Here is a 23,362-nt window from a genome sequence, read left to right as displayed (position 1 = left end):
GCGTCCGACAGCCCTTCCCGTCTTTACGGTTTCCTTCGCTTCGTCTCCCTGGCCGAGATCGGGGAGAAGTCCTCTTCTCTTCACCGAGCCGCCCCCGGCTTTACGACCGCTGCGCGCGGCGCGAGAGACCGGGCATGCACGAGCCCGCCTCCCGCCCTCGTCGGGCGCTCCCCCTCATCGCCGCCCTGAGCCTCGCGATACCCGCTTGCACGCACGAGGAGGCGCCGAGCCGAGCCTCCGCTTCGCCGCTACGCCTGCCGATCGACGACGCGCTCGCCTTTGCCGAGCGGCGGACGCGCGCCACGATCGACGAGCTCGTGCGCATCGACCCCGCCCATTTCGCCAGGCGTTTCCCGGTGGTGACCAGGCATTCGCCCCCCGACCTCGGGAGCTGGGAGCAGAGACCCGTCGAGGACTGGCGCAGCGGCTTTTTCCCCGGCGTCGCCTGGGAGCTCTATCGCCACGAACGTGATCCACGCATGCTCGAAGCCGCGCTCGCATGGACGTCCGTCATGGCGACGCTCGAGAATACCCCGATCGATCACGACCTCGGCTTCCGTTTCCTCTCGACCTTCGGCGAGGCGCTCCACGCGCTCGGCGAGGAGGACGACCCGGGCGGGGTTTGGCGGGGCCGCGCGCGAACGGCGATCGAGCGGAGCGCGTTCTCCCTGGATCGACTCTTCAACGCCGGAGGCGCGCCGGTCGGCGCATACCGAGCCTTCCCGCTCTCGAACGGTTATCTCGCGCCGTATCCCGTGTACATCGACAGCATGATGAACGTCGAGCTCCCCTTCTTCGCCTGGGATCTCGCCGGGAGGCCCGCGTCCGGGCCGCTCCGCGACCTCTACGAGCGCGCCGTGACCCACGCGAGGACGGTGATGGCCGAAAACGTGCGGCCCGACGGCAGCACCTACCACGTCGTGCAGCACCACGACGGCCCGGGGCCCGGCGCGGGCCGCATCCACGCGAAGATCAGCGATCAAGGGTTCGCGCCCGAATCCACGTGGTCCCGCGGCCAGGCGTGGGCCATCCACGGATTCACCACGACCTATCGCTACACCCGAGACGATCCCTCGACCGAGCCGCGCCTGTTCCTCGAAACGGCCAAACGTTTGGCCGACCATTTCATCACGCACCTGCCGCATTTCACGCGCGACCCCTACAACCACGTCCCCGGCGACTTCGTGCCCCCGACCGATTTCGACGCGGCCCTCGGCGAGCCCGAGGGCCCCTGGAACGACGCGAACCGGGACGGCGTCCGCGGCGACCGGCGGCCGGGCACGAAGACCTTCACCGCGCGGGACTCGTCCGCCGCCGCGGTGGCGGCCTCGGGCCTGCTCGAGCTCGGCACGCTCGTCGACGAGGCCGACCTGCGAGAGCGGTATCTCGGCGCCGCCGAGGACATTCTGCATTCCTTGCTCACGTTCCGCGCCCCCGACGGCGAGCTCGCTTATCTCGCCGTGGATTCTCCCCACGAAGGCATCCTGGCGCGTGGCTCCGCGTCCTACGGATGGCCGCAGCAATCCCTCTCCTTCGGCGATCGATATTTCCTTCAGGCCTTGCGCCGCTGCCGCGAGCTCGAGAGGCGCGAAGGCGAGGCGCGCCGGTGCGGCAGGACCTCCGATCCTGGCCGGTGAGTCGGCCCCTCAGCGAGCCCGGCGGCGGCGGGCGAAGAGCAACGCGGCGAGCCCAAGACCAGCGGCCGCGAGGCCCGGCCTGCTTCCGCCGGATACATTGCAGCCTGTCTCGATGACCCGGTGCTCGACCGTGAAATCGAGGATCAACTTGAAGCTCTGCCCGTCGGCCTGGAGGTTCAGCTCCTCGTGGTGCTGGCCGGGCGGCCCCCCCACGGCGTCACCCGTGGGGCTGCCATCGATGTAAAGCGACAGCGTCTCGCCGGGGAGCACGGTGGTCTTGTCGTTGACGAAGGCAAAATCCCCGGCGACGATCTCGAAGGCACAATCGTTCGCCAGGGCGACGCTACCGTGACAAACGCATCCGTTCTCGGGCTCGACCTTGTCGAGGCGGGCGCAGGCGGGCGCGCCCTCGAGGCGGGCTTCGAGCTCGACGACGGCGTCGCAGCCGGGCTCCACCTGCGGGCAACCCGCGCGCGCGGCGCTCGGGGCGAAGGCGAGGAAGGCGGCGAAGGGAATGGCGAACGCGATCGATTTCATGCAAGACCTCCGTGCGAGCGACCCTAACACGAGACGCCCGCGCTGCGCTCCACGACGCGCGCTCCGCGCTCCCCTCCCGACCCCCCTGGCCCGAGATGACACGGATCTGGCACGCGCGAACCTGCCGAGGCTTGGCGCGGCGTGTCAACATCCGCATGTTCGCGCAGGAGGTGAGTGATGTCCGTTTCCCCGACGATCGAGGTTCGCAACCTCCGGTTCGAGACCGGCGAGCGGATCCCGCGCTTCTGGCACGGAGGGCGGCGGGCCGTCACGCTCTTCTTCGACAACCTCTCCGTTTTTTTTCCCGCGGGGGAGCGATTCTTCATCGCGGCCGTGAAGGCGCATCGAGATCGCGTGCGTGATCCCGCGCTCCTCGCGGAGGTGAAGGCCTTCATCGCGCAGGAGGGCATCCATGGCCGCGAGCACATCCGGTACAACGAGATGCTGAAGGCGCAGGGTTACCCCATCGACGAGATGGAGAAGCGCGTCGTGCGAATCCTTCGCCGCGCGTCGCGGCTCCTGCCGCCGCGCTGGCAGCTCGCCGTGACCTGCAACCTCGAGCATTTCACCGCGCTCATGGGTCATTTCATCCTCGGGGATCCGCGGCTGCTCGAAGGCGCGGATCCCGAGATGGCCGCGCTCTGGCGCTGGCACGCCGCCGAGGAGAACGAACACAAGGCCGTCGCCTTCGACGTCTACCTCGCGTCCGGCGGCAAAACCTTCGAGCGGTGCGCCCTGATGATCCCGACCACCCTGATCTTCTGGGGGAAGGTGATCGAGCACCAGGCGCGGCTCATGCACGAGAACGGGATCCTCTTCTCGGCCCGGGAATGGGTGTCGCTCGTCGATTTCCTGTTCTTCCGCCCGGGCGGCATGTTCAAGCTGTTCCTGCATTACCTCGACTATTACAGGCCCGGCTTCCATCCGTGGGACATGGATAACCGCGACGAGCTCGAGCGATGGAAGGCGGACCCTCGGGCCGCGCCTTCGGCCTGAGTCACGGCTTGCGCAGCATCCCGGGGGTCTTCCCCGTCCACCGCCGGAAGGCGCGGGCGAAGTTCGCCGCGTCGGAGTAGCCGAGCCGCTCGGCGATTTGCTCGCGCGAAAGGCTCTCGTCCCGGAGCAGGAGCATCGCGCGCTCGCGCCGCAGATCGTCGAGCAGATCCGAATAGGACGTCCCCGCGTCCGCGAGGCGACGCTTCAGCGTGCGCGGCGAGACCCCGATTTGCTGCGCGATCTCCTCCAGCGAGCGGTACCCCTCCGGCAGCGGCAAGAGCTCCCGGACCCGCGCCGCCGTCCGGTCGTCCCTCCCGAGGGCTTGCATTTCCCGCTCGCATTGCTCGCGCGCGAGCTGCATCGCCACCGGATCGGCCATGTCGAGGGGCAGGTCGAGCACCGAGGACGCGAAAACGATGCGGTTCTTGGCCTTTCCAAAGCGGACCCGGCCGGGCGCGAGGTGCGCGAACCGAGAGAAATGGCCGGGCTCCTCGAAGGCGAAGTCCGCGTCCCCCACGAGCTCCTTTTTCGTGACGTCGCGGGCGATCTGGGCAATGCCCATCATCAGCGTGACGAGGATGAACTCCCGCGCCTCGCCGAGCGGCGCGCGCTCCTCGAGGACCAGGGACGCCGTCTCGCCCTCGACGTGCAGGTGGAAGGCGAGCGCCGTCGTCCGGGTCGGGACGAAACGAATGGCGAGCTCGATGGCCTGGCGGATCGTCCCGGCCGTCATGGCGGCGAAGCCGAGATACCCGTGCGACGAGAGGCGCATCTGCAGCCCCATGAAGAGCGAGAGCCCCGGCTCTCCGGTGAGCGCGATCGCCCGCTTCACGAGCGTGCCCGTGGTCTCGAGCGAAATCCGCGCCGCCGGGTTCGTCAGCGATTCACGCGTGAGCCCGAGGCCATCGAGCACCTCGGGAGGGCTGACGCCCCACCGCGCCACGAGATCCACCAGGTGCAGCGCATAAGCAGCCGGCAGGTCACCACTCGCCCTGGCCATGCCCACGCCCATGTCCGCAGGAAATCGAATGCGGCCGCCCCTGTCAAGAGGCGCGCGCCTTCACGGGTCCTGAAACCCATTTCTGCGGTACGTGAGGACCAACGTGTCCCGGTGTCCGAGCGGCGCCGCGCCCGATTCTCCGGCGCGGAGCGGCTGGATCGGCGTGGACTCGTGGATGACCCGCTCGTCGTCGAGCAGGAGCAGCGACCAGGGCTCCGTGAGCGTGAAGCGGATCCCCTGCGGGCCGCGGGCGTCGAAGACACGCGTCTCGCCGCCACGAATCGCGTGGCGCGTGATCAGGAACAAGGCGACGAAGTCGACGCCGTCCCGATGGGCGCCCTCCGGCGTGGGTCGCCCGATTCCCTCGCTCGTGTCGATCCGGAACTGGTGCGCCTCGACGTACCAGGGTGAAGCACGTCCGATCTCGGAACATATCCCCGAGAGACCCGTGAGCAGCGCGGACCAGAACGGCCGCGTGATCAGGCTCTCCCGCATCGGCTCGAACCAGCGCTCCATCCCGCCGTGGAGCGCGTTGTATTCCAGGGGCTGGAAGTGCGCGCGGCGCGGGACGAGCTGGCAGGAGCCCTCGTCGACGATGAACGAAGCATGCCTGCGCCGCCGGTAGTGCCCGCCGTCTTTGAGGTGCGGATCGAGCGGCATGTCGTCCCATTCCGACGCGAACGACGCCAGATCCTCCGCGCCGGCCTTGCTGCGAGCCCAGCTCGAATCTGCCACGGCGAACCCCTGTCTGCGCACCACCTCCGCGAGGTCGGCTGGTGCGGTCATCGGCGGCTCGAACGTGGCGGTCGACATGGGGCGCCACCCTAGCACGGCCGCGCCGCCGCGCTCCCGCCCGAGCCCCCCCGGACGCCGCGCGTGGCCTTCCGGGTGACAGGCCCGGATCTTCGCCTAGACTCTCCCGCATCATGAGGCTCGTCGGACAGATCCACGCGACGCTCCGGGGCGAAGTCATCCATCGGGAGCCGAGCTTCTGGGAGAAAATCAAGCAACGGCTCGGCGGCTCGCCGGACCTCTCCACCGACCGCGTCCGCGTGGCGTTCGAGGCGAGCGCGCTCGTCGACGTGATCAAGCGGGCGCTCGTGGGGCTGGGCTTCGACAATGCCGTCTCGCTCGTCGTCGATGATACCGTCGTTTTTCAGGACACGGACGGCAAGGCGGGCGACCTGCCCGATCTCATGATCGCGATGTCGGAGCACACGTCGCTCTTCGGCAGCGGGTTCTCGGAGCTGCGGCTGGCGCTCGAGCACGAGGAGGCGGGGCTGCACCTGCTCGTCGAGACACGCGCGTTCACGGAGCACCCCGCGGGAGAGCCTTCGGCGTACGTCTCGATCGGCGGCCGGATCCAGGACCTCGAGCCGAGGCGCGGCGAGTCCGCGGAGGAATACCGCAATCGCGTCACGCCCCTCGTCGCGGACACGACGCGCCTCGAGGGCGCGCGGCTGCAGTTCGAATCGTTCGTCTCGCGCCTCGAGCACGCCTTGCGGGCTGCGATGCCCGAGGCGATCATCACGCAGAAGCGCGCGGAGGCGCTCGTCGTCCGGCCCCCCCGCGAAGGCGCGCCGGAGGCGAAGCTCGAACCCTCGAACCCCGCCTACGACCCGTATACGCGTTATTACCCGAGCCCGATGGGGATGATGCTCGACGTGATGCTCATCTCGTCGTTCATGCACATGATGCACGCGCCCATGATCCACGTGGTCAGCCCGTCCGGCGCCTCGGTCGGCTCGGCCGCGGACGTCGCGGAAAACCCCGGGCTCGCGGAGCCCGGCGCCGAGACCACCGCAGAGACGGGGGACGGCGGCGACCTCGGCGGGGACGACTTCGGCGGCGGGGACGACTTCGGCGGCGGCGACTCCGGCGGCGGCGACTTCGGGGATTTCGGCGGGTTCGACTGAGTCCACGCGGGCATGGGTTACAACGACGATCGGCTCGCCCGGGGCCGCGCGCCCGGCCGCAGGGCCTGCGCGAGCGGCGAGAGGGCGCCCGCGAGGTGGGTGACGAGCGCCTTCACGCGCGGCACGGCGCGCGTATCTCGATGCACGCCGAGCCACAACGTGCGCTCGGGCGGCGGTGACGGCGGCGCGAGGAGGTACAGGCCCGCGGTCGCGTCCCCCAGGACCCGCGGCAGGCACACGAGCCCCACGCCCGCGGCGGCCATGGCTGCCTGCGCTTCGCGGCCATTCGTCCGAGCGGCGACGTGGGCGCGGGCGGCGACGGAGCGGAGCCAGGCGACGTCGGCGATCGGCGGCTCATCGTCCATCGTCACGAGGGCGTGGCCCTCGCATTGTTTCTCGAAATCGGGGACGCCACGCTCGGCGAGGTAGACCTCCGATGCGTACAGGCCGAAGCCGATACGCGCGACCTTTCGCTGGAAGACGTCCTGGTGCTCGAATGCGGCGGGGCGCAGCGCGATGTCCGCCTCGCGCCGCGGCAGGCTGAGCCAGCGCGCGTCGGCGACCAGATCGACGGAAATGGCAGGGTGACGTGCGAGGAAAGGGACGAGCAGCGGGCCGAGCACGCGGACGGCGAGCCACTCCGACGCGGTGACGCGCAGGTGGCCCGCGAGCCCGGCGTCGCGCCCCGCGGCGGCGCGCTCGGCGGCGAGCGCATCGAGCTCCATCCGCTCGGCGTGCGCGAGCATCCCCTCCCCCACGGCCGAGAGCGCGAACCCCGACGGCGTGCGCCGGAAGAGCTTCGCCCCGAGACGCTGCTCGAACGCGTCGATGCGCCGCCCCACCGTCGGCTGCGCGACCCCGAGCGCGCGCGCGGCCGACGTGAGGCTTTTGTGCCGCGCGACGGCGAGGAAGAACCGCAGATCATCCCAGTCGAGCATATCTCCTGCCCGCTCGGCGCTCGCGGCGCCATGCAAGAACGCATGGGGAGCATACGCCGATGTTGGTGCCTGGACCATGGCGGAGCTCGCAAGCTCCTCGTGTCCCTGCGCTGGGACGTCTTGCCCCCCATCACCTGCGAGGTCTTCATGCCGACCCTCCCGTCGAACCGTCGTCGATTCCTCCAGCTCCTCACCTCGGCCCCGCTCGGAGTGGCCGCCTCGTGCGTCGCGGCGGCCCCCGAGGCCCCCGCGCGGCCGCCCGCGCGCGCGCGCGTCCGGGCGATCGCCTTCGATGCCTTTCCGATCTTCGACCCGCGGCCCATCGGCGCGCTCGCCGAGGAGCTCTTCCCGGGCCAGGGCGCCTCGTTGATGGACGCCTGGCGCACCCGGCAATTCGAATACACGTGGCTCCGGGTTGCCTCGCAGCGGTATGCGGATTTCTGGCAGGTCACGGCCGACGCGCTCTCGTTTGCCGCGACGCGGCTCGGGCTCGACCTCGACGCGCGAACACGGACGCGGCTCCTCGAGGCTCACCTCGAGCTCCGCGCGTGGCCCGACGTGCTCCCCGCGCTCCGCTCCTTGCGAGGCGCGGGCGTACGGCTCGTCTTCCTGTCCAATTTCACGCCGCGGATGCTCGACGCTGCGATCACGAGCGCCGGCCTCGGGGGCCTCTTCGAACGGGCGATCAGCACCGACGAGGCGAGGACCTACAAGCCCGATCCGCGCGCGTATCGGCTCGCGGTCGACGCGCTCGAGCTCCCGCGGGAGGCGATCGTATTCGCGGCGTTCGCCGGCTGGGACGCCGCGGGGGCGAAGTGGTTCGGCTATCCGACGTTCTGGGTCAATCGAATGAAGCAGCCCGCCGAAATGCTGGACGTGCTCCCCGACGGCATCGGAGCGGGCCTCTCCGAGCTCGTCACCTTCGCCGCGGCCGGCGCGTGATTCATGCTGCGCTGGGCGCAGCTCTCACCTCCGACGCGTTCGACGTGCGCCGTTGACCCTGCATTCGTCTCGTGAGACCTTCGCCGCGATGCACGCCGCCCCTCCCCCTCCGCCGGCCGGCCCGTGGCCCGGCCCCCCGGGCCCCCAGGGTCCCTATCGCACGGCCGCCCCGAGGCCGAACAAGATCAACAAGGTCGGCCTCCTCCTCGGCGGCGGCTGCTTCACCCTGTTCCTCCTCGTGGCGGCTGTCGGCGGGTATCTCCTCTATCAGGAAGAGGGCCGCGATCTGCACGTCCCCGACGACGAGGTCGCGAGCACGCCCGTCGAGCCGGAGAAGCCGTTCCGGATCCCGTTCAAATGGGAGGGGACGGGGTATGCCTTCAACAACATCTGGCTCGTGGTCGACGAGGGGACGACGAGCGGCGGGGGCTTCGAGGTCCAGGGCGACGTCTCCTGCTCCCGCGGGAGCAGGCTGCGGCCCGTGAAGACGGGGCTCAGGCGCGGGGCGCACGTGTTCGACAAGAAGGGCGGAGACGGGTTTTCAGGCTGGTTCTACCTCACCGACACGTACGAGCGCACCTCGTCGCGGACGATCGAATGCTCGGGCACGCTGAAGCCGAGCCAGGGCCAGTGGACGAAGGCGCGGCTCGTCGTGACCCAGCGCCAGCGGCCGAGTGATTGGTTCGCGAGATAGCCTCTTCCCCACGCGCGACTTTGCTGGTAGGGTCGCGCGCATGTCCCCTACCCCGCCGGATCCCGCCGCATACATTCGCCCTCCGGTGATGACGCTCGAAGGTGGCATCACGCTCTCCCGCGTCCTCGCCGAGAGCTGCCCGAAGATCATGCCGGCGTCCGTCAAGAAGGCGCAGAAGCGGCTCATCGACGTCGCCGAGGCGGCGCAGATCGCGTATACGTTGCGCAAGAAGGCGCTCGGGCGCGCGGGCGAGGAGGACTCGCGGCCCATCGATCGGGCCGGGGACAATTCGTGGGGCGCGCTGCGCGGCAGGCTCCAGGCCTATACGTTGCTCCCGGTGGAGACGTATCCGGACGCGAAACGCGCGGGCGAGATCCTCGCGAGCCTGTTCGGTGACGCCGGTCTCTCGTTCCTGACGGAGTCGTACCCCGAGCAATACGCCATTGCGGACTCCGTGCTCCGGCGCATCGACGAGGAGAAGTTCGCCGTCGATATCGAGCGGATCGCGGGCAAGGAGTTCCTCGACAACGTCCGCGTGCAACACGTGGCGTACGGGAAGATGGTGGCGGGGGTGCTGCAGCGCGAGGCGGCGCTCTCCGAGGACCTCGGCGAGCACGTGCGGGCGATGGGCCAGGAGATCGTCGATTACGCGACGAAGGTGCTCGCGACCGTCGATCGGGACAAGCCGGCGACGATCATGACCGCCCGGGCCGCCCTGCGGCCGCTCGACGCGTTCCGCGAGGCCACCCAGAAGCGTCCACGCCCAGGGAACCCGCCCGCCGGAGCCCCCGAGGGTTCGCCGGAAGGGGCGTAACGGCGCCCGAAGAGGCCCCGAGGCCTCCCGAAAAGGGTGCGCGGGGCGTTTTTGAAGGCCGGGGGGTCTCTTCGAACGAGGCGGCGAGGCGTTTTCGAAGGCCGGGAGGTCTGCGAAAACGAGGCGACGGGGCGTTTTCGAAGGCCGGGAGGCTTCTTCGAACGAGGCGGCGAGGCGTTTTCGGAGGCCGGGAGGCCTCTTCGGACGACGTAAAAGCCGTCTTCGAGAGGCCGATCGGCCTCTCCGGACGGGTCGTCGTCCTGTTCGGGGAGGCCTTCAGGCTTGCCAGAACACAAATCTGCGGGATAGATCCTCGGGGCCTTTCGTCCGTACAATAGGGGTCTTCCATGAGAACGCCCCTTCCGACGTCGATCGCCGCCTTGCTCCTTCTCTCCGCGGCCCTCGGGTGCACGGCCACGCCGCCCGCCGCCTCGCCCGCCGCGCCGAATCCGCCTGCGAACACGCCTCCTCCCGTGTTCGCCCTGGCCGCCGCCGTCTCCGGCCCCGAGGATCCCGCCGACAAGGGCGTGGCCTCGCGTATCACCAAGGTGACCGTGTATTCGGATCGCGCGCTCGTCAGCCGCGAGGCGACGGTGGCGCTCGCGGCCGAGCCTGTGGTTTTTCGTTTCACGAAGCTGCCGGGCTGGGTCGACGAGGGCTCGGTGCGGGCCGCGGTGAGCGCCGGGAAGATCATCGACGTGGTCGTCGAGCGGCGATTCCTGGCGCGATCCAGCGACGAGGGGTTCCGCAAGGTGGAGCAAGCACACAAGGCGATGCTCCAGAAGCTCCAGGCGCTCGACGACGAGCTCGCGATCCTCGAGACACAAGAGGAACAGGTCGCTTCGCTCCAGGTGTTTTCGGTCGAGAAGCTGAAGACCGACGCCGTCACGCGCGACATCAAGGTCGGCGAGTTCGGGCAGGTCGTCGATTTCGTGTCGGGGACGCTGCGCAGGACGGCCGCCGCGCGGCGTGATACGAGGGCCGCGCGCGAGGCGCTCGCGCCCGACGTGGAGGCGAGCGCGAAGAACCTCGAGGAGCTGCGCCGGCTGACGAAGCTCGAGGAGACGACCGTGCTCGTGACGGCGCAAGGCAACGCGGCCGCGAATGCGACGTTGACGCTGACGTACGCGACGCCCGGGGCCACGTGGGAGCCGATGCACGAGGTGCGCGCGAGCGCGGCGGATCCCGATTGGGTGGAGCTCACGTCGTTCGCGGTGGTCACGCAGACGACGGGGGAGGACTGGAGCCACGCGGAGCTGTCGTTCTCGACGCAATCGTCCTCGGACAGCGAGCGGATCCCGGAGCTCGAGATGCTGGCGCTCGGAAAGACGCAGGAGGTCTCCCGGACGGTGACGCGGCAGGTGACGTCGTTCAGCGCCGCGCAGAAGAAGTTCGAGGAGCAGAACCGGCACTGGAACCGGATGAACCAGGCCTCGTCGCAGCACATCTCCGAGGTGGAGCGGTTCGAGCAATCCTATTCGACGAACCTGGCGCTGCTCGAGCGCGTGCAGAGCAAGACGGTGCAGATCTTCCAGGGCCTGCAGACGCGGGGCACGACGGCGCATTTCATCGCCAAGGACCCGGCGATCGTGCGCTCGGACGGCCGATCGATCCGGCTGCGCATCGGGTCGAGCCGCATCAAGGCGCAGCGCCGCATCATCGCCGCCCCGGAGGAGTCCCTCAATGCAGCCGTGACGCTGGAGATGGCCAACAAGACGAACCAGCCGCTCCTGCCCGGCAGCGTGGCGCGTTATCAGGACGGCGCGTTCCTCGGGATGACGGACGTCGAGTTCGTGGCCAAGGACGAGGATTTTTCCATGTTCTTCAGCGTGGCCGATCAGGTCAAGCTCACGAGGGAGCTCGACAAGCGCCAGAGCTCGCTGCAGCGCAACGCGCGCAACCGCATGCAGCTCGCCTTCGTGAGCCGGGCCAAGAACCTGTCGGATCGGCCCGTGACGCTGGTCCTCGCCGAGCGGATCCCGGTCTCGGAGAACACCGAGATCCGCGTGAGCAACGTGAAGATCTCCCCGAACGAGAAGCCGGACGCGAAGGGGATCGTGCGCTTCACCGTGACGCTGAAGCCCCGCGAGGAGCGCGAGTTCCGCGTGTCGTATCTGGTCGAATACCCGCCGTCTTTGGTCTTCGACGTGCGGCGCAAGCAGCAGATGCGCCCGCCCTCGCCGAGCCCCGCGGCCCCGCGCCAGAAGATGGATTTCGAGGAGCGGCTCATCGATATCGAGCAGCAGCTCTGAACGGGAGCCGCAGGCCAGCGGCCTCGCCCGCGGCGCAGGGGCTGGCGAGCCCTCCGCGCCGCTTTATGGATCCACCGAGCCGAAGGAGCCTTCGAGTATGGCGACGAGGGGATCCATGAGCGCAGGCGCACGAGCGGAGCTCGACAGCAGGGGGACGTCGCACGCGGCGACGTCCCCGGCGAACAGCCTCGATCAAGTGCGGGAGATCCTCTTCGGCGCGTTCGTGCGCGATTTCGAGCGAAAGCTCGCGCGTATCGAGGGCCTGGTCGCCGCACAAGGCGAGGAGCTACGCGCCGATACGAAGCGTATGGTCGGCGTGCTCGAGGCGCACGTGAAGCGGGAGACGGACGCGCACAGCACGCAGCAACAAGCGGATCGCGCCGCGCAGATGACCGCGCTGAACAACGTGGCGCGCGAGGCGCGGGACGCCATCGCCGAGCTCGACCAGCGCATCAAGAAGCTCGAAGACGGGCTGATCCGCGCCCAGCGCGATTTCCGGCAGCAGATCCTCGACGAGGCCAAGGGCTTCGTGGAGCAGACACACTCGCTCCGGGAGGAGCTCATGGGGACGCTGCAGCGCGAGCTCGCCCTGTTCAGCGGCGAGGCCTCGGAGTCCGTCGGCCCCCCGAGCGGCGTCGTCGAGGCCCCACGCACCCCGGAGCCTCGCATCGAGAAGCCATGAGCCCCCGCCTGCGAGCGCGGGCGCGGCCTCGGGAACACGATTACACGCTCGACGACCTGCGCCCGCTGCTCGTACGACCCGAGCAGGAGCGGCTGAAGAGCCTCGAACAGAAGCTCGAGTCCCCCGACGCATTGGCCGAGGCCGTCGGCGAGGTCCTGCCCCAGGCCGCCGTCGCGAGCCAGAGGCGCGGCGAGGAGCTCTCGTCCGCGATGCAGCCGATCATGCTCGCGAACATCCGCGAGGCCGTCCGGAAGAACCCGGAGCTCTTCGCCGACGCGATCTTCCCGTCGATCGGCCCGGCCGTCCGGAAGGCAGCCAAGGCCGCGCTCGAGGCGATGCTGCAGCGTGTGGACGACATCGTCGAGCGCACGATGACGCTCGATAGCCTGAAATGGCGGGTCGAGGCGAGGCGCACGGGCCGCCCGTTCGCCGAGGTCGTGATGCGCCACAGCCTGGTCTACCGCGTGGAGCACGTGTTCCTGCTGCACCGGGAGAGCGGGCTCGTGCTGCAGCACGTCGCGACGGACGGCGCGGAGGCGAAGGATCCCGATCAGGTGTCGGCGATGCTGGCGGCGATCGACGATTTCGCGCGCGACGCCTTCCGCGTCGAAAAGGAGAGCGGCCTGTCGCGTTTCTCCGTCGGAGGGCTGACGGGCGTCGTCGAGCACGGGCCACGCGCCGTGCTGGTGGCGATCGTCCGGGGCGTGGCCACGAAGGACGTGGAGGCGTCCCTCGTCGAGACGCTCGAATACATTCACGGCGAATACCGGGAGCCGCTCGAGAACTTCAAGGGCGAGGTGGCCGCATTCGAGCCGACCCGCGAGGCGCTGCTCGGGTGCATGCGGGAGGAGCGCATCCGGAAGCAAAAGAGCCAGCGCCGGGGGCTCATCGCGATCGCAGGCCTGTCGGCGTTCGCCCTGACGGGCGTGGTGATCGCAGGAGGGGTCCTCTACGAGCGGCATCAGCGATTCGACGGGTACGTGGAGGCCCTCGGCGCGGAGCCGGGCGTGACGGTGACGCGATCGGGGCGCGCGGGAGGGCGCCGCTTCGTCGAAGGGCTCGGTGATCCGCTCGCGAGGGACCCGGCCACGCTGCTGCCGAGCCACGGGCTCGACCTCGCCGAGGTGGAGCTGCACTTCGAGCCGATGATCTCGCTGGATCCGCCGATCGTCGAGCGGCGCGCGTGGCAGGTGCTCAGGCCGCCGCCGGGCGTGTCGCTGCACCTCGAAGGGGGGACGGTCGTGGTCGCAGGGGTCGCCGAGCGCGCGTGGATCGACCGCGCGCGGCTGGTCGCCACGACGTTGCCAGGCGTGGATGCGCTCGACGATACGCGGCTCTTCGATGGAGAGGCGCTCCACCGGACGCAGGCAGCGGCGGCCACGCTCGAGGGTCTCGAGATATCGTTCGCGCCCCGCTCGGCCCGGCTGAAGCGAGCGGAGCTCGAGGACCTCGACGCCGCGGCGCGCGCCGCGCGGGAGCTGCTCGCGGCGGCGCCACGCGCAGGGTTGTCCGCGCGGATCGAGCTCGTGGGCCACACCGACGCGGCGGGCACGCCCGAGGCGAACCTGCGGCTGAGCGAGCAGCGCGCGGCGAACGTGGCGGCCGAGCTCGTGAAGCGTGGCATCGCGGCCACCGAGCTCGAGGCGCGTGGCGTGGGGGCCGCGGAGGTGGCCGCGCGGAGGGTCACCTTCGCCGTGCACCTCGTGAAGGCAGGGAAAGAGCCATGAGCACGCTGGAGAAGCGGAAGGTCTGCTTGCTCGGCGCCACGGGCGTGGGGAAGACGAGCCTCTTGATGCGCTTCGTGCGCAGCATCTTCTCGGACCAGTACCAGACGACGATCGGCACGAAGATCGAGTCGAAGCAGGTGGTCGTGGACGATCACAGGGTCGTGCTGGTCCTCTGGGATCTGAGCGGCGAGGACGAGTTCCAGCGCGTGCGGCTCTCGTACCTGCGGGGCGCGGCGGGTTATCTGCTCGTCGCCGATGGAACACGCCGCGCGACGGTGGAGACGGCGCTGGCCCTGCACCAGGCGGCGGCGGAGATCGTGGGGGACGTGCCGCGGGTCCTCGTGCTGAACAAGGCCGATCTGCGGCCGTTCTGGGAGCTCGACGACGCCCACGAGCGTGAGCTCGCGTCGTGTTTCCCCATCTTCGAGACGAGCGCGAAGACGGGCGCGGGCGTGGAGGAGGCGTTCCGCGCGCTCGGCTACGCGCTGCTCCGGAGCGGGAGGGCGGATGTGCCATGGAGACCTTGATCTCGAGCTCGGTCCTCGCCTCCCTCGGGAAGGTGGTCCTCGAGCGCCAGCGCGACGGGGCGTTCGTCTTGCGCGGCAGCCCGCCGGACTGGTATGCGCGGCTGACGCAGGGCGTGCCGGCGGCGCACACGCCCATCCGCGCGGAGACGTTGTTTCCGTTCCTCGAGGTGTTCCTGCCCGAGGCGGAGGGCGTCTTTCGCGGCGAAGGGCCGACGCGGCTCGACTCGGACATCTGGTGCGAGACGGCCGCGGGCGGCGAGGAGCTGCCCCTCGTGGCGTCCGCGCTGAAGCTCGGGCCGCGCTGCCTGCTCGTGATCACGCGCTGCGACGAGCTCTTCCGCGAGCGACGGCTGCTCCTGCAGCGCGCCCGCGAGCTGCGCTTCACCTACGACGCGCTCTCCCGCGAGATCGAGCAGAAGGACATCCTCATGCATTGCATCGTCCACGACCTCGCGAGCCCGCTGCAGACGATCCTCGGCGTGCTCTCGTCGCTCGACGAGCGACACGCGCCCGGGGAGGAGGGCGTGCTCGTCGAGCTGGCGCTCGAGGCGGCGCTGCGGCAACGCGCGATGATCCGCGAGATCCTGAGCGTCTTCGCGTCCGAGCACGGCGACCTCGACGCCACGCACGAGGAGACGGCGGTCTCGGATCTGCGGGCCGGGATCGGCCGCGTGGTCGCGGCGCAAGAGCTGACGGCGCGCGGGCGGAAGGTGCGGATCGAGGAGGACGTCGCGGCCCCGCATCTGCTCGTCATCGCAGACGAGCCGAGGCTCGTGCGGGTGCTGTCGAACCTGCTCGACAACGCGATCCGGCACAGCCCGGTCGGGGGCCGGGTCCGGGTGGCGGCGCGCGAGGACGGCCCGAACGTCGAGGTGCGCGTGGAGGACGAGGGGCCGGGCGTGCCGGCCGCGCTGGCGCCGCGCCTGTTCCAGCGCTTCAGCCGAGGGAACGGGCCCGAGGCAGGGACGGGGCTCGGGCTTTATTTCTGCCGGATCACGGTCGAGCGCTGGGGTGGCTCGATCGGCTACGACGCGCCGCCCGAGGGAGGGGCTCGATTCTGGTTCCGTCTTCGCAAGGCCCCCGCTTCCGTGGCGTCCCTCGCGGCATGAGGGAGGAGCGATGGCAAGGAGAGCACCATGGCGAAGCTCCTGATCGTGGACGACGACGACGAGACGAGGGTCTGGATGGCCTCGGCGCTTTCGGACGTCGGCCACGAGGTGCACACGAGCCCGAGTGGTCGTGACGCGCTGCGGGGGCTCTCGGCGTGGACGCCGGATCTCGTGCTGGTCGACGTCCTGATGCCGGAGATGGATGGCTTCGCGCTGAACCGCATCCTGCGGAGCCGCGGCATCCCCACGGTCTTCGTCACGGTGGTGAAGCGCGAGGCCGAGGCCATCCTGCACGGCGTCTCGGGGTACGTGGAGAAGCCGGTGACGGCCTCGGAGCTGCGGGCGGTGGTGGAGCGTGTGCTCGGCGGCGCCACGGGTGGAGCCATCCTGCTCGTGGAGGACGACGCGTTCTTGCGTCACATGTACCGCTCGGTGCTGTCGCCGCGCTTCGAGGTGCTCGAGGCCGAGAACGGCCACGAGGCGCTGTTGACCCTGGCGGCGCAGAAGGTCGCGCTGGTGATCACGGACATCCACATGCCGGTGATGAACGGGGTGGAGCTCGTCCGGGCGATCCGGAGTGATCCCGCGATCCGCGACCTGCCCGTCGTCGTGCAGAGCTGCGACACCTCGTCGGTCCGCTCGCCGGTCTGGTCGGGGCTGCACGTCTCGCGCGTGATGCGGAAAGAGGATTTCATCGGTTGGCTGATCGGGCAGATCGAGGAGCAACTGTCGTCGAGCCTGCGCGTCGAGTCGGCCTGAGCGACGAGGCGGCCGCGGGCGTGATAGGCTCGCCGCCGTCATGCGCGCGTCCCTCTTCGCAGGGCGCTATCGCGTCGTGCGCCGCCTCGGCGCAGGCGCGATGGGCGCGGTGTACGAGGTGCTGGACATCGCCACGGGGCGACCACGCGCGCTGAAGGTGATGCACGCGCACGCCGCCACGCGGGGCGATCTGCGCGAGCGTTTTCGCCTCGAGGCGCGCGTCGCGGGCGAGGTCGAGAGCCCGTTCCTCGTGGACGTGCTCGACGCAGGGACGGACGACGCGACGGGAGCTCCGTATCTCGTGATGGAGCTCTTGCACGGCGAGGACCTCGGGCAGCGGCTGCGCCGCGCGGGGGCGCTCCCGGCCGCCGAGGTGATCCGACTGCTCTCCCAGGTGGCGCTCGCGCTCGACGCGACACACGCGCGCGGCATCGTCCACCGCGATCTCAAGCCGAGCAACCTCTTCGTCGAGGAGCGCCCGCGCGAGGACGCTCGTATCAAGATCGTCGATTTCGGGGTGGCCAAGGTGCTCACCGAGCTCGGCGATCCGGAGACGACGGGCGCGGTGGGGACACCGACGTACATGGCCCCGGAGCAGATTCGTGGCCTCCCGGTGGGACCGGCCGCGGACATCCACGCGCTCGGAATGGTCGCATTCACGCTCCTCGTGGGAAGCCCTTACTGGGAGGACGAGCGGGGCCAGGATCCCATCACGTTCGCGCTCACGGCGGTGAAGGGCCCCGTCGAGCCGGCGCGCGCCCGCGCGGCGCGGCGCGGGAGGGAGCTGGCGGCGGCGTTCGACGCCTGGTTCGTCCGGGCAACCCATCCCGATCCGGAGCGGCGCTTCTCGCGGGCCACGATCGCGATACGCGCGCTCGGCGTCGCGCTCGGCGTGCCGGCGGCAATGCTCGAGGGGGAGGAGCTCCAAGCGGACGATGCGCGTGATGCGGACGAGCCGCGCGCCGATGAGCAGACGCGGACGTCCAGCGCGACGAGGACGGGGACGTCCGACGCGACGGCCACGCGGACGTCCGACGCGAGCGCCACGATGCCCCTCGGGGTCGATACGCGCCCGCCGCGGCGCCGGAGGGCGGTCGTGCTCCTTTCGGCCGGCATCGCCGCGCTGGGAGCAGGGTCGTTCGTCGCGATGTTTCACGAGGACGTCCGCCCGGATGCGACACGCCCGGTCCCCTCCGCTTCCCGGCCTGCGCGCGCCCTGCTCGCCTGCCCGGTGCTCGTGGCCTCCGGCGTGGATGCGCCGGCGGGGTGGCTGGGCGCGGCGGCGGCGGCGACGTTCTGCGAGCGGGCGCGCGTCCTGTTCGGCGGCGATCCCGGCAGCACGCTCCTGCCCGCGGAGCTTTTGGGTTTTCCTGGACAACCCTCGGATCGATCCCCCGAGGATCCTTACGCGGGGCCCGAGGCCCGGACGCGCTCGCTCGACGCGGCGCGGCGCGCGGAGATGCACATCGACGGCGAGGTGCTCCGGGGCGCGTCGGGGTTCGAGGTGCGGATCGTCTTGAAAAACGACGCGGGGGTGGAGCGTGATCACGCCGAGGGGCGAGGGCGCGGGCTCTACGAGGCCGTGCGGGAGGTGATGGACGCGCTCGTCACGCGCGGGAGCCTGCCGCGGGCGGCGCGCCTCGCGCCGGAGGAGGCCGACGTGTCGCGCGCCAAGGACGTGGACGGCGCGCTCCGCTTGCTCGATCTGACGCTCGCGATGGCGCACAACGCGGGCGGCTTGCCGGGCGCCTGCGCGGCCGTGGAGGAGAAGGCGTCCGATCTCGCGGAGATCGGCCTGATCGAGCGATACCGATGCGCGTACACGCTGGGGCTGCGCACGCCGGAGATCACGTTGCCGGCGCTCGACGAGGCGTCGCCCGGCGCGCTCGCGGCGCGGGCGCGGCTCGAACACATGGTCTTTCGGCGCGATCCGCCCGAGGTCGTGGAGGCCATTTTGAAGCAGGCGAACGAGGCGCCTTCCCCGCAGGCGCGGAGCACGCTCTGGGCGACGGCGTCATGCCTCCTGCAATCGACGGATCCAGGGCGGGCGGCGGAGGCGGCGCTGCTCTCCGTGCAGGCCTCGCCGAAGAACCCGGTGGGCGAGTTCTGCGCGCCGTGGCTGCAGCTCGCGGCGGTGACGCAGGGGACGGAGAGGGCGCCCGCGGCCGTGCGAGGAATGCAGGCGTGGGCGCCGTGGGAGGGTTATGGCTGGCTGCTCGGGGCGCTGGCCACCGAGGACGCGGAGACGTCGCTCGTATTCGCGCGGCGGGCGCACGTCCTCTCGCCCTTCGATACGTACGTGGCCACGGTCCTCGCGGATCGGCTCTTTTCCTCGGGGCTGCGCGAGGAGGTCCGGGGGCTCGCCTTGCAGGTCTCGACCGGGGGATATCCGGTGCACCGCGTGGCGCGCGACAAATGGCTCGTGCAGGTGGACGCGAGCGAGGCGCGGTTGTCGAGGGCGCTCGAGCGCGCGCGGCGGGTGATGGGGACCGAGGCGGAGGACGCGGGGTGGGTGCGGGTGGAGCGATTGCAGATCGCGTGGCGGGCGCTCGAAATCGGGCTGCTGCTGGGCCGCGGGCCCGAGGTCGCCGACGACATCGTCCGCGTGTTCCTGGAGCCGGAGCCGCCGCCGCTCGACGGCGCGCACCTCGACGTGCCCCTGCGGCTACCGGCGATCTGCGCGCGGGCTTCGCGCGGCGTGTCGCGGCGGTGCTTCGATCGATTTCGTTCCCTGAAGGAGCGGCTCTCGGGCGGCCTCCTGCCGGAGACCGATGCATTCGTGGCGGGCGCGGAGCGGTACGCGGAGGGGGATCTCGCGGGCGCGGCGCAGGCATTTCGTCCCCTCGTGCGCGCGCCCGGGCCCTTCGTCGCGGTGATGGGCGAGGCCATGCTGGAGGCATTCGAACACGCGGGCGAGGACGAGATCGTCGGGCGGCTCCTGGAGGCGCTCGAGGCGAGCGAGGCGAAGGCCGCAGGGGCGCGGGCGTGGATGGCGCAGGCGGCGACGCGGGCCGCGCGGCGCGGCGATCGAGCGCGGGCCGAGCGATTCGCGCGGCGGGTGATCGACGCGTGGGCGATGGCGGACGCGGACGTCCCGCTGGTGCGGGACATGCGGGCGCTGCTCACGGCAGGTGCGCGAGGGCGCAATTCTTCAAATCGTTCAGATCGCAGGGGTGATTCAGGTACACGGTGACCGTGTGTTTGGTCAGGAAATTGGGCAGGTCCGTCCAGCCGCAGCTCGTGTAACGCCGCTGCGTCTCGTTCGACTCACGGTCGCATTGCCCCTCGGGCGCAGGTAGGCAGGGGCCGGGCTCGTTCTGGAAACAATCCGCGTTCGAGCTCGCGCACAGCCGATCCGCGAGCACGGCCAGGCCGTCGCTCCAGATGTCGCTGTAACACGCATACTGTTTCCCCGAGAGCATCGCGGAGGCGGCCGGGCACGGGAGCTTGGTGCAGGCGGACTGGAAGAGGTTTCCATAAAAGGCGCCCTCGCGATGGGTGAACACCTGGGTCTCGGGCGCCGGGTATCCTTTGTTGGCTGCTTGCACGTCGGCCTCGGGCGGCACGGGCGCGGCGGGATCCAGCGGCGCGAGCATCACGCCATAGGTGCGCCAGGGGCCGATCGGGGCCCGGACGGTGCCGTCCTCGGGGTGGGTGCCGGGGCAGGAGAACTTCCATTTGCCCGTGCTCGACTGCCCCGTGACCGGGAGATGGCGCGAATACCAGCGCGGATCGCCAGCGGTCGGGTTCGGCCCTTCGGGGTGATCGCAGCCGTGGATGCCTTCGCAGACGCGGACGACGAGCCCGGGCGGCGCGGTGAGCTGGACGCTCTCGCCCGCGAGGCAACGCCCCATGTAACGAGGAGAATACCCGCAGTTCCGCTCGGCCGGGGGCACGCTCGCGGCGTCGGGCGGGCACGGGGAGAAGCTCGCGATGTCCGTGCCGCGGCTCTCGCGGTACATGGTCTCGACGGGCACGCGCTCGACGAGCGGCCGCGCGTAGACCGAATCCCGCAGCGAGAGGACGACCCGCTTTCCGAGGGCATTGGTCCGGGCGAGGATACAGGACGAGACCATTTCCTGGCACGCCTCGGTGGGCGCGGCCCCGGACCAGCCGCGCAGCATCGTGGGCGCCTCCGGCCCGCAATACCCGAGCTCGCCGCGGAACGAATGGGTTTGCCCGAGGGCGTCTTTGACCTTCACGGCCGTGCACGGATCGAGCGCGCACGAGACGACGTACGAGAGGAGTGTACGCGCGGACTCGGTCGCGAGGACCTGCCTCACCTCGAGCCCGGCTTGCACGAACGCATCCGTGCTGAGCGGGTTCTGGCTCAGGAACGCGAGGAGGGCGGCGTTCTCCTGCAATGCCTCGGTGGTCAACCCGTTGTGCGGCATGTCGTTGTGCGGCATGTCGTTGTGCGGCATGTCGTTGTGGGTCGACCCGCCCCCGGCGCAGGTGGACTCGAGGGCGTCCACCGCGACGCCCGACGTCGGCTGCGGCGCGACCGCGCAGCCCGTGAAAGCGGCCAGCACGAGGAGCGGAGGGGACCACCGAGGGCGAGAGGAGGAACGGGTATTCATGAGAACGTGCCCACCCTGGCACGCAATGCTCGGCGATGGCAAGCCATTTCGATCGCTCGACCATCGATTCCAATGCAACGGCGCAACGACCGCGTTCTCGATGCATCCAGGCGGATCCGGCGCGCCGGGGCCGCCTGAAATCAGCGTCGGCGGCGATGCGTAACACGAGCGCAACAGCGCAACAGCCCCGCGCGCCCGCGCGCAGGCGCGCGCGCGGCGCTCCGCGGGGAAGCCGCCTCCGGACGCGTGGTACGCGTATTGCCAGGTGCCGCCGCATTCTGCACGGCGCCCTCATCGAGGGAAGGACACCGCCGTGACACCACGGAGAGACCCGATGTACGACCTTCTGCTTTCGAAGCGCGCGGCGATCGCGCCCGCCGCGATCCTCCCCTTCCTTTTCGCCCTGGGTTGCGGCGCGGCCGGCGAGGACGAGGGCGTCGATGGCGCCGAGAGCGCGATCATGCTCGGCGACGGCAACGACACGAGCTCCCCCGCGCGGAACGCCGTCGTCCGCATCGAGACCGGCGGCGGGCTCTGCACGGGCACCCTCGTCGCGTCGGACCTGGTGCTCACGGCGGGCCATTGCGTGGACATGCTCCGCACGCCGGGCACGCCCACCGGCGACTGGAACGAATGGGAGACGCCCGGCGCGTGGTATACGTTTCAGCAGCCGATCACCATCCGGATCGGCCTCACGACGAGCAGCACCATCACCCGCACGTCGACCCAGTACAGCCTCCCGAGCGGGAATGACGCCTTCCTCCTGCGCCTGTCCTCCCCGGTGTCGTCGAGCATCGCCGCGCCGTCCAAGGTCATGACGCGCTTGCCCGCGAACGTGTCCGCGGCGTCGTTTTTCGGGACGACCGATCTCGAGATGGTGGGCTTCGGCGGCACCGGGCGCCTCGTCTCGCTCGGCGGCTCCGTCGCGAGGACGCCGGGCTGCGTCTCGGCCGCGTCGAACCGGCTGAACTGCTTCGCGCGGGATGACCTCAACAAGCTCACGCACCGTCGATACGACGGCACCTGGCAACCCTGGGTGACCAACGGGAGCGTCTCGCTGGAGGGGACGCCGTCCTGCGTCTCGTGGGGGACGAACCGCATCGATTGCTTCTACCGGCGCACCGATAGCCGCCTCGGGCACCTGTGGAGCAACGACAACGGCGCCACGATCCCCACGCCCGAAGATCTCGGCGGCGCGATCGCATCGGATCCCGAATGCGTCTCCTGGGGCTCGGGGCGGCTCGATTGCTTCGCCCGCGGCGGGGATAACAGGCTGAAGCACATCTGGTATCAGAGCAACGTCGGCTGGGGCGCGTGGGCGACGCTGGGCACGCTCACGTTCTCGGGCAAGCCGAGCTGCGTCGCGTGGGGCTCGAACCGCCTCGATTGCTTCGTCCGGGATACATCGAACACCGTCGATCACATCTACTGGAACGGCTCGGCGTGGTCGCCGTGGGAGTCGATGGGCGCGCAGGTCGTGTACTCGGATCCCCGCTGCGTCAGCCACGCGTCGAACAACATCGATTGCGTGGCCCGCGGCAGCGACTCCGCGCTCAAGCACCTGCGCTACAACGGCGCGTGGCAGCCCTGGGCGAACCGCGGCGGCCTCTTCACGGGCGCGCCGACCTGCTCGTCGTGGGGCGTGAACCGCCTCGATTGCTTCGGCTACCAGAACGGCGAGCTGCTCCACGCCGCGGTGATCAGCGGGAGCTGGACCCCGTGGCTCCACATCGGCCACGGCATTCTCAACGATCCTTCCTGCGTGTCGTGGGGCACGAACCGCATCGATTGCATGGCGCACGGCCAGGGCAACGTCATGCGCGCCCAGTGGTGGGACGGATCCGCGTGGAGCGGCGGCGAGCTCGCGACGACCCGCCAGGTGGGCAGGTCGTTGTTCACGTGTATGGGCATGGGACCTGGCTGCTACCTCGATAGCCCGAACAAATTCCTCGTCCAGGGCGTGACCGACGACGTCGTGCGCGGAGGCGACTCGGGCGGCCCCCTGTTCGTGACGGATTCGAGCGGCCAGCGGTGGGTCGTCGGGGTGGTGCAGGGCTACAACGGCGACTACTCGCGTTACACTGCGACCTTCGGCACGGGCGGCCCCGATCCCCTGGGGCGCAACGTCGGCAGCATGCGGAATTGGCTGGAGAACGCGCTCGGCGCCTCGCAGACCGGCACCCCCCAATGACACAGCCCCCACCCGCCCGGCCGCGCGCGGCGCATTGACGCGACGTCCCGAGGCCGCTACC

Annotated in this window: 19 protein-coding genes; 14 read left to right on the top strand and 5 right to left on the bottom strand. The window is 70.3% G+C overall.

Annotated elements, in window-relative coordinates:
* Window positions 1–134 precede the first annotated feature (134 nt).
* Window positions 135–1,637 carry a hypothetical protein gene (locus GF068_RS14210; protein WP_153819946.1) on the top strand — a complete coding sequence of 501 codons (1,503 nt, stop codon included), beginning with the start codon at window positions 135–137 and terminating at the stop codon, window positions 1,635–1,637.
* Window positions 1,638–1,646: 9 nt separating this feature from the next.
* Here the strand turns inward: GF068_RS14210 and GF068_RS14205 are convergent, their stop codons facing one another.
* A complete protein-coding gene (locus tag GF068_RS14205) occupies window positions 1,647–2,174 on the bottom strand; it encodes an MXAN_0125 family MYXO-CTERM protein (protein ID WP_153819945.1) in 528 nt (175 codons plus the stop codon).
* Between the two features lie 177 nt (window positions 2,175–2,351).
* Between GF068_RS14205 and GF068_RS14200 the strand changes: the two genes are divergently transcribed.
* The gene (locus GF068_RS14200) at window positions 2,352–3,170 is read left to right on the top strand and encodes a metal-dependent hydrolase (protein WP_153819944.1); all 819 of its coding nucleotides are present in this window, start codon (window positions 2,352–2,354) and stop codon (window positions 3,168–3,170) included.
* 1 nt (window position 3,171) lies between these two features.
* Here the strand turns inward: GF068_RS14200 and GF068_RS14195 are convergent, their stop codons facing one another.
* On the bottom strand, window positions 3,172–4,182 hold the full coding sequence (locus GF068_RS14195; RefSeq protein WP_153819943.1) for an AraC family transcriptional regulator: 1,011 nt from the start codon (window positions 4,180–4,182) through the stop codon (window positions 3,172–3,174).
* A gap of 48 nt (window positions 4,183–4,230) precedes the next feature.
* On the bottom strand, window positions 4,231–4,983 hold the full coding sequence (locus tag GF068_RS14190) for a 2OG-Fe dioxygenase family protein (RefSeq protein WP_153819942.1): 753 nt from the start codon (window positions 4,981–4,983) through the stop codon (window positions 4,231–4,233).
* 113 nt (window positions 4,984–5,096) lie between these two features.
* Here GF068_RS14190 and GF068_RS14185 point away from each other — a divergent pair, with 113 nt between their 5' ends.
* On the top strand, window positions 5,097–6,086 hold the full coding sequence (locus GF068_RS14185) for a hypothetical protein (protein ID WP_153819941.1): 990 nt from the start codon (window positions 5,097–5,099) through the stop codon (window positions 6,084–6,086).
* Between the two features lie 17 nt (window positions 6,087–6,103).
* Here GF068_RS14185 and GF068_RS14180 read toward each other — a convergent pair whose 3' ends face one another.
* Window positions 6,104–7,024, bottom strand: a complete 921-nt coding sequence (locus GF068_RS14180) for a LysR family transcriptional regulator (RefSeq protein WP_153819940.1) — start codon at window positions 7,022–7,024, stop codon at window positions 6,104–6,106.
* Between the two features lie 99 nt (window positions 7,025–7,123).
* On the opposite strand from GF068_RS14180, the gene GF068_RS14175 reads away from it, so the two are divergent.
* The 10 genes from GF068_RS14175 to GF068_RS14130 all read left to right on the top strand — a co-directional run bounded on the left by GF068_RS14175 (window position 7,124) and on the right by GF068_RS14130 (window position 19,723).
* Window positions 7,124–7,966 carry a haloacid dehalogenase type II gene (locus GF068_RS14175; RefSeq protein WP_338046383.1) on the top strand — a complete coding sequence of 281 codons (843 nt, stop codon included), beginning with the start codon at window positions 7,124–7,126 and terminating at the stop codon, window positions 7,964–7,966.
* A gap of 88 nt (window positions 7,967–8,054) precedes the next feature.
* Window positions 8,055–8,660: a hypothetical protein gene (locus GF068_RS14170; RefSeq protein WP_153819939.1), complete on the top strand. Its 606-nt coding sequence runs from the start codon at window positions 8,055–8,057 to the stop codon at window positions 8,658–8,660.
* Between the two features lie 40 nt (window positions 8,661–8,700).
* Window positions 8,701–9,474 carry a hypothetical protein gene (locus tag GF068_RS14165; protein ID WP_153819938.1) on the top strand — a complete coding sequence of 258 codons (774 nt, stop codon included), beginning with the start codon at window positions 8,701–8,703 and terminating at the stop codon, window positions 9,472–9,474.
* Window positions 9,475–9,821: 347 nt separating this feature from the next.
* Entirely contained in the window at window positions 9,822–11,726 is a 1,905-nt protein-coding gene (locus GF068_RS14160) for a mucoidy inhibitor MuiA family protein (RefSeq protein WP_153819937.1), read from the top strand.
* Between the two features lie 115 nt (window positions 11,727–11,841).
* Window positions 11,842–12,408, top strand: coding sequence for a hypothetical protein (locus GF068_RS14155; protein WP_153819936.1), 567 nt, complete (start codon window positions 11,842–11,844; stop codon window positions 12,406–12,408).
* The gene (locus tag GF068_RS14150; protein ID WP_153819935.1) at window positions 12,405–14,135 is read left to right on the top strand and encodes an OmpA family protein; all 1,731 of its coding nucleotides are present in this window, start codon (window positions 12,405–12,407) and stop codon (window positions 14,133–14,135) included. Before GF068_RS14155 ends, GF068_RS14150 begins: the two co-directional genes overlap by 4 nt.
* The gene (locus GF068_RS14145; RefSeq protein WP_153819934.1) at window positions 14,132–14,662 is read left to right on the top strand and encodes a Rab family GTPase; all 531 of its coding nucleotides are present in this window, start codon (window positions 14,132–14,134) and stop codon (window positions 14,660–14,662) included. The genes GF068_RS14150 and GF068_RS14145 overlap by 4 nt, the downstream gene beginning before the upstream one ends.
* Window positions 14,650–15,771 (top strand): sensor histidine kinase, encoded by a 1,122-nt coding sequence (locus GF068_RS14140; protein ID WP_153819933.1) that lies wholly within the window; start codon window positions 14,650–14,652, stop codon window positions 15,769–15,771. Before GF068_RS14145 ends, GF068_RS14140 begins: the two co-directional genes overlap by 13 nt.
* 27 nt (window positions 15,772–15,798) lie before the next feature.
* Window positions 15,799–16,530 (top strand): response regulator, encoded by a 732-nt coding sequence (locus GF068_RS14135; protein ID WP_153819932.1) that lies wholly within the window; start codon window positions 15,799–15,801, stop codon window positions 16,528–16,530.
* A gap of 40 nt (window positions 16,531–16,570) precedes the next feature.
* Complete coding sequence (locus GF068_RS14130) at window positions 16,571–19,723, top strand: serine/threonine-protein kinase (RefSeq protein WP_153819931.1); 3,153 nt, start codon at window positions 16,571–16,573, stop codon at window positions 19,721–19,723.
* Here the strand turns inward: GF068_RS14130 and GF068_RS14125 are convergent.
* Entirely contained in the window at window positions 19,653–21,062 is a 1,410-nt protein-coding gene (locus tag GF068_RS14125) for a hypothetical protein (RefSeq protein ID WP_153819930.1), read from the bottom strand. The genes GF068_RS14130 and GF068_RS14125 overlap by 71 nt on opposite strands.
* A gap of 382 nt (window positions 21,063–21,444) precedes the next feature.
* On the opposite strand from GF068_RS14125, the gene GF068_RS14120 reads away from it, so the two are divergent.
* On the top strand, window positions 21,445–23,301 hold the full coding sequence (locus tag GF068_RS14120) for a DUF8189 domain-containing protein (protein ID WP_153819929.1): 1,857 nt from the start codon (window positions 21,445–21,447) through the stop codon (window positions 23,299–23,301).
* Window positions 23,302–23,362 lie beyond the last annotated feature (61 nt).

The organism is Polyangium spumosum (assembly GCF_009649845.1).
Lineage (GTDB): Bacteria > Myxococcota_A > Polyangia > Polyangiales > Polyangiaceae > Polyangium > Polyangium spumosum.
Note: the sequence above shows the minus strand (reverse complement) of the source record. Positions and strands in the feature narration are given on the sequence as shown.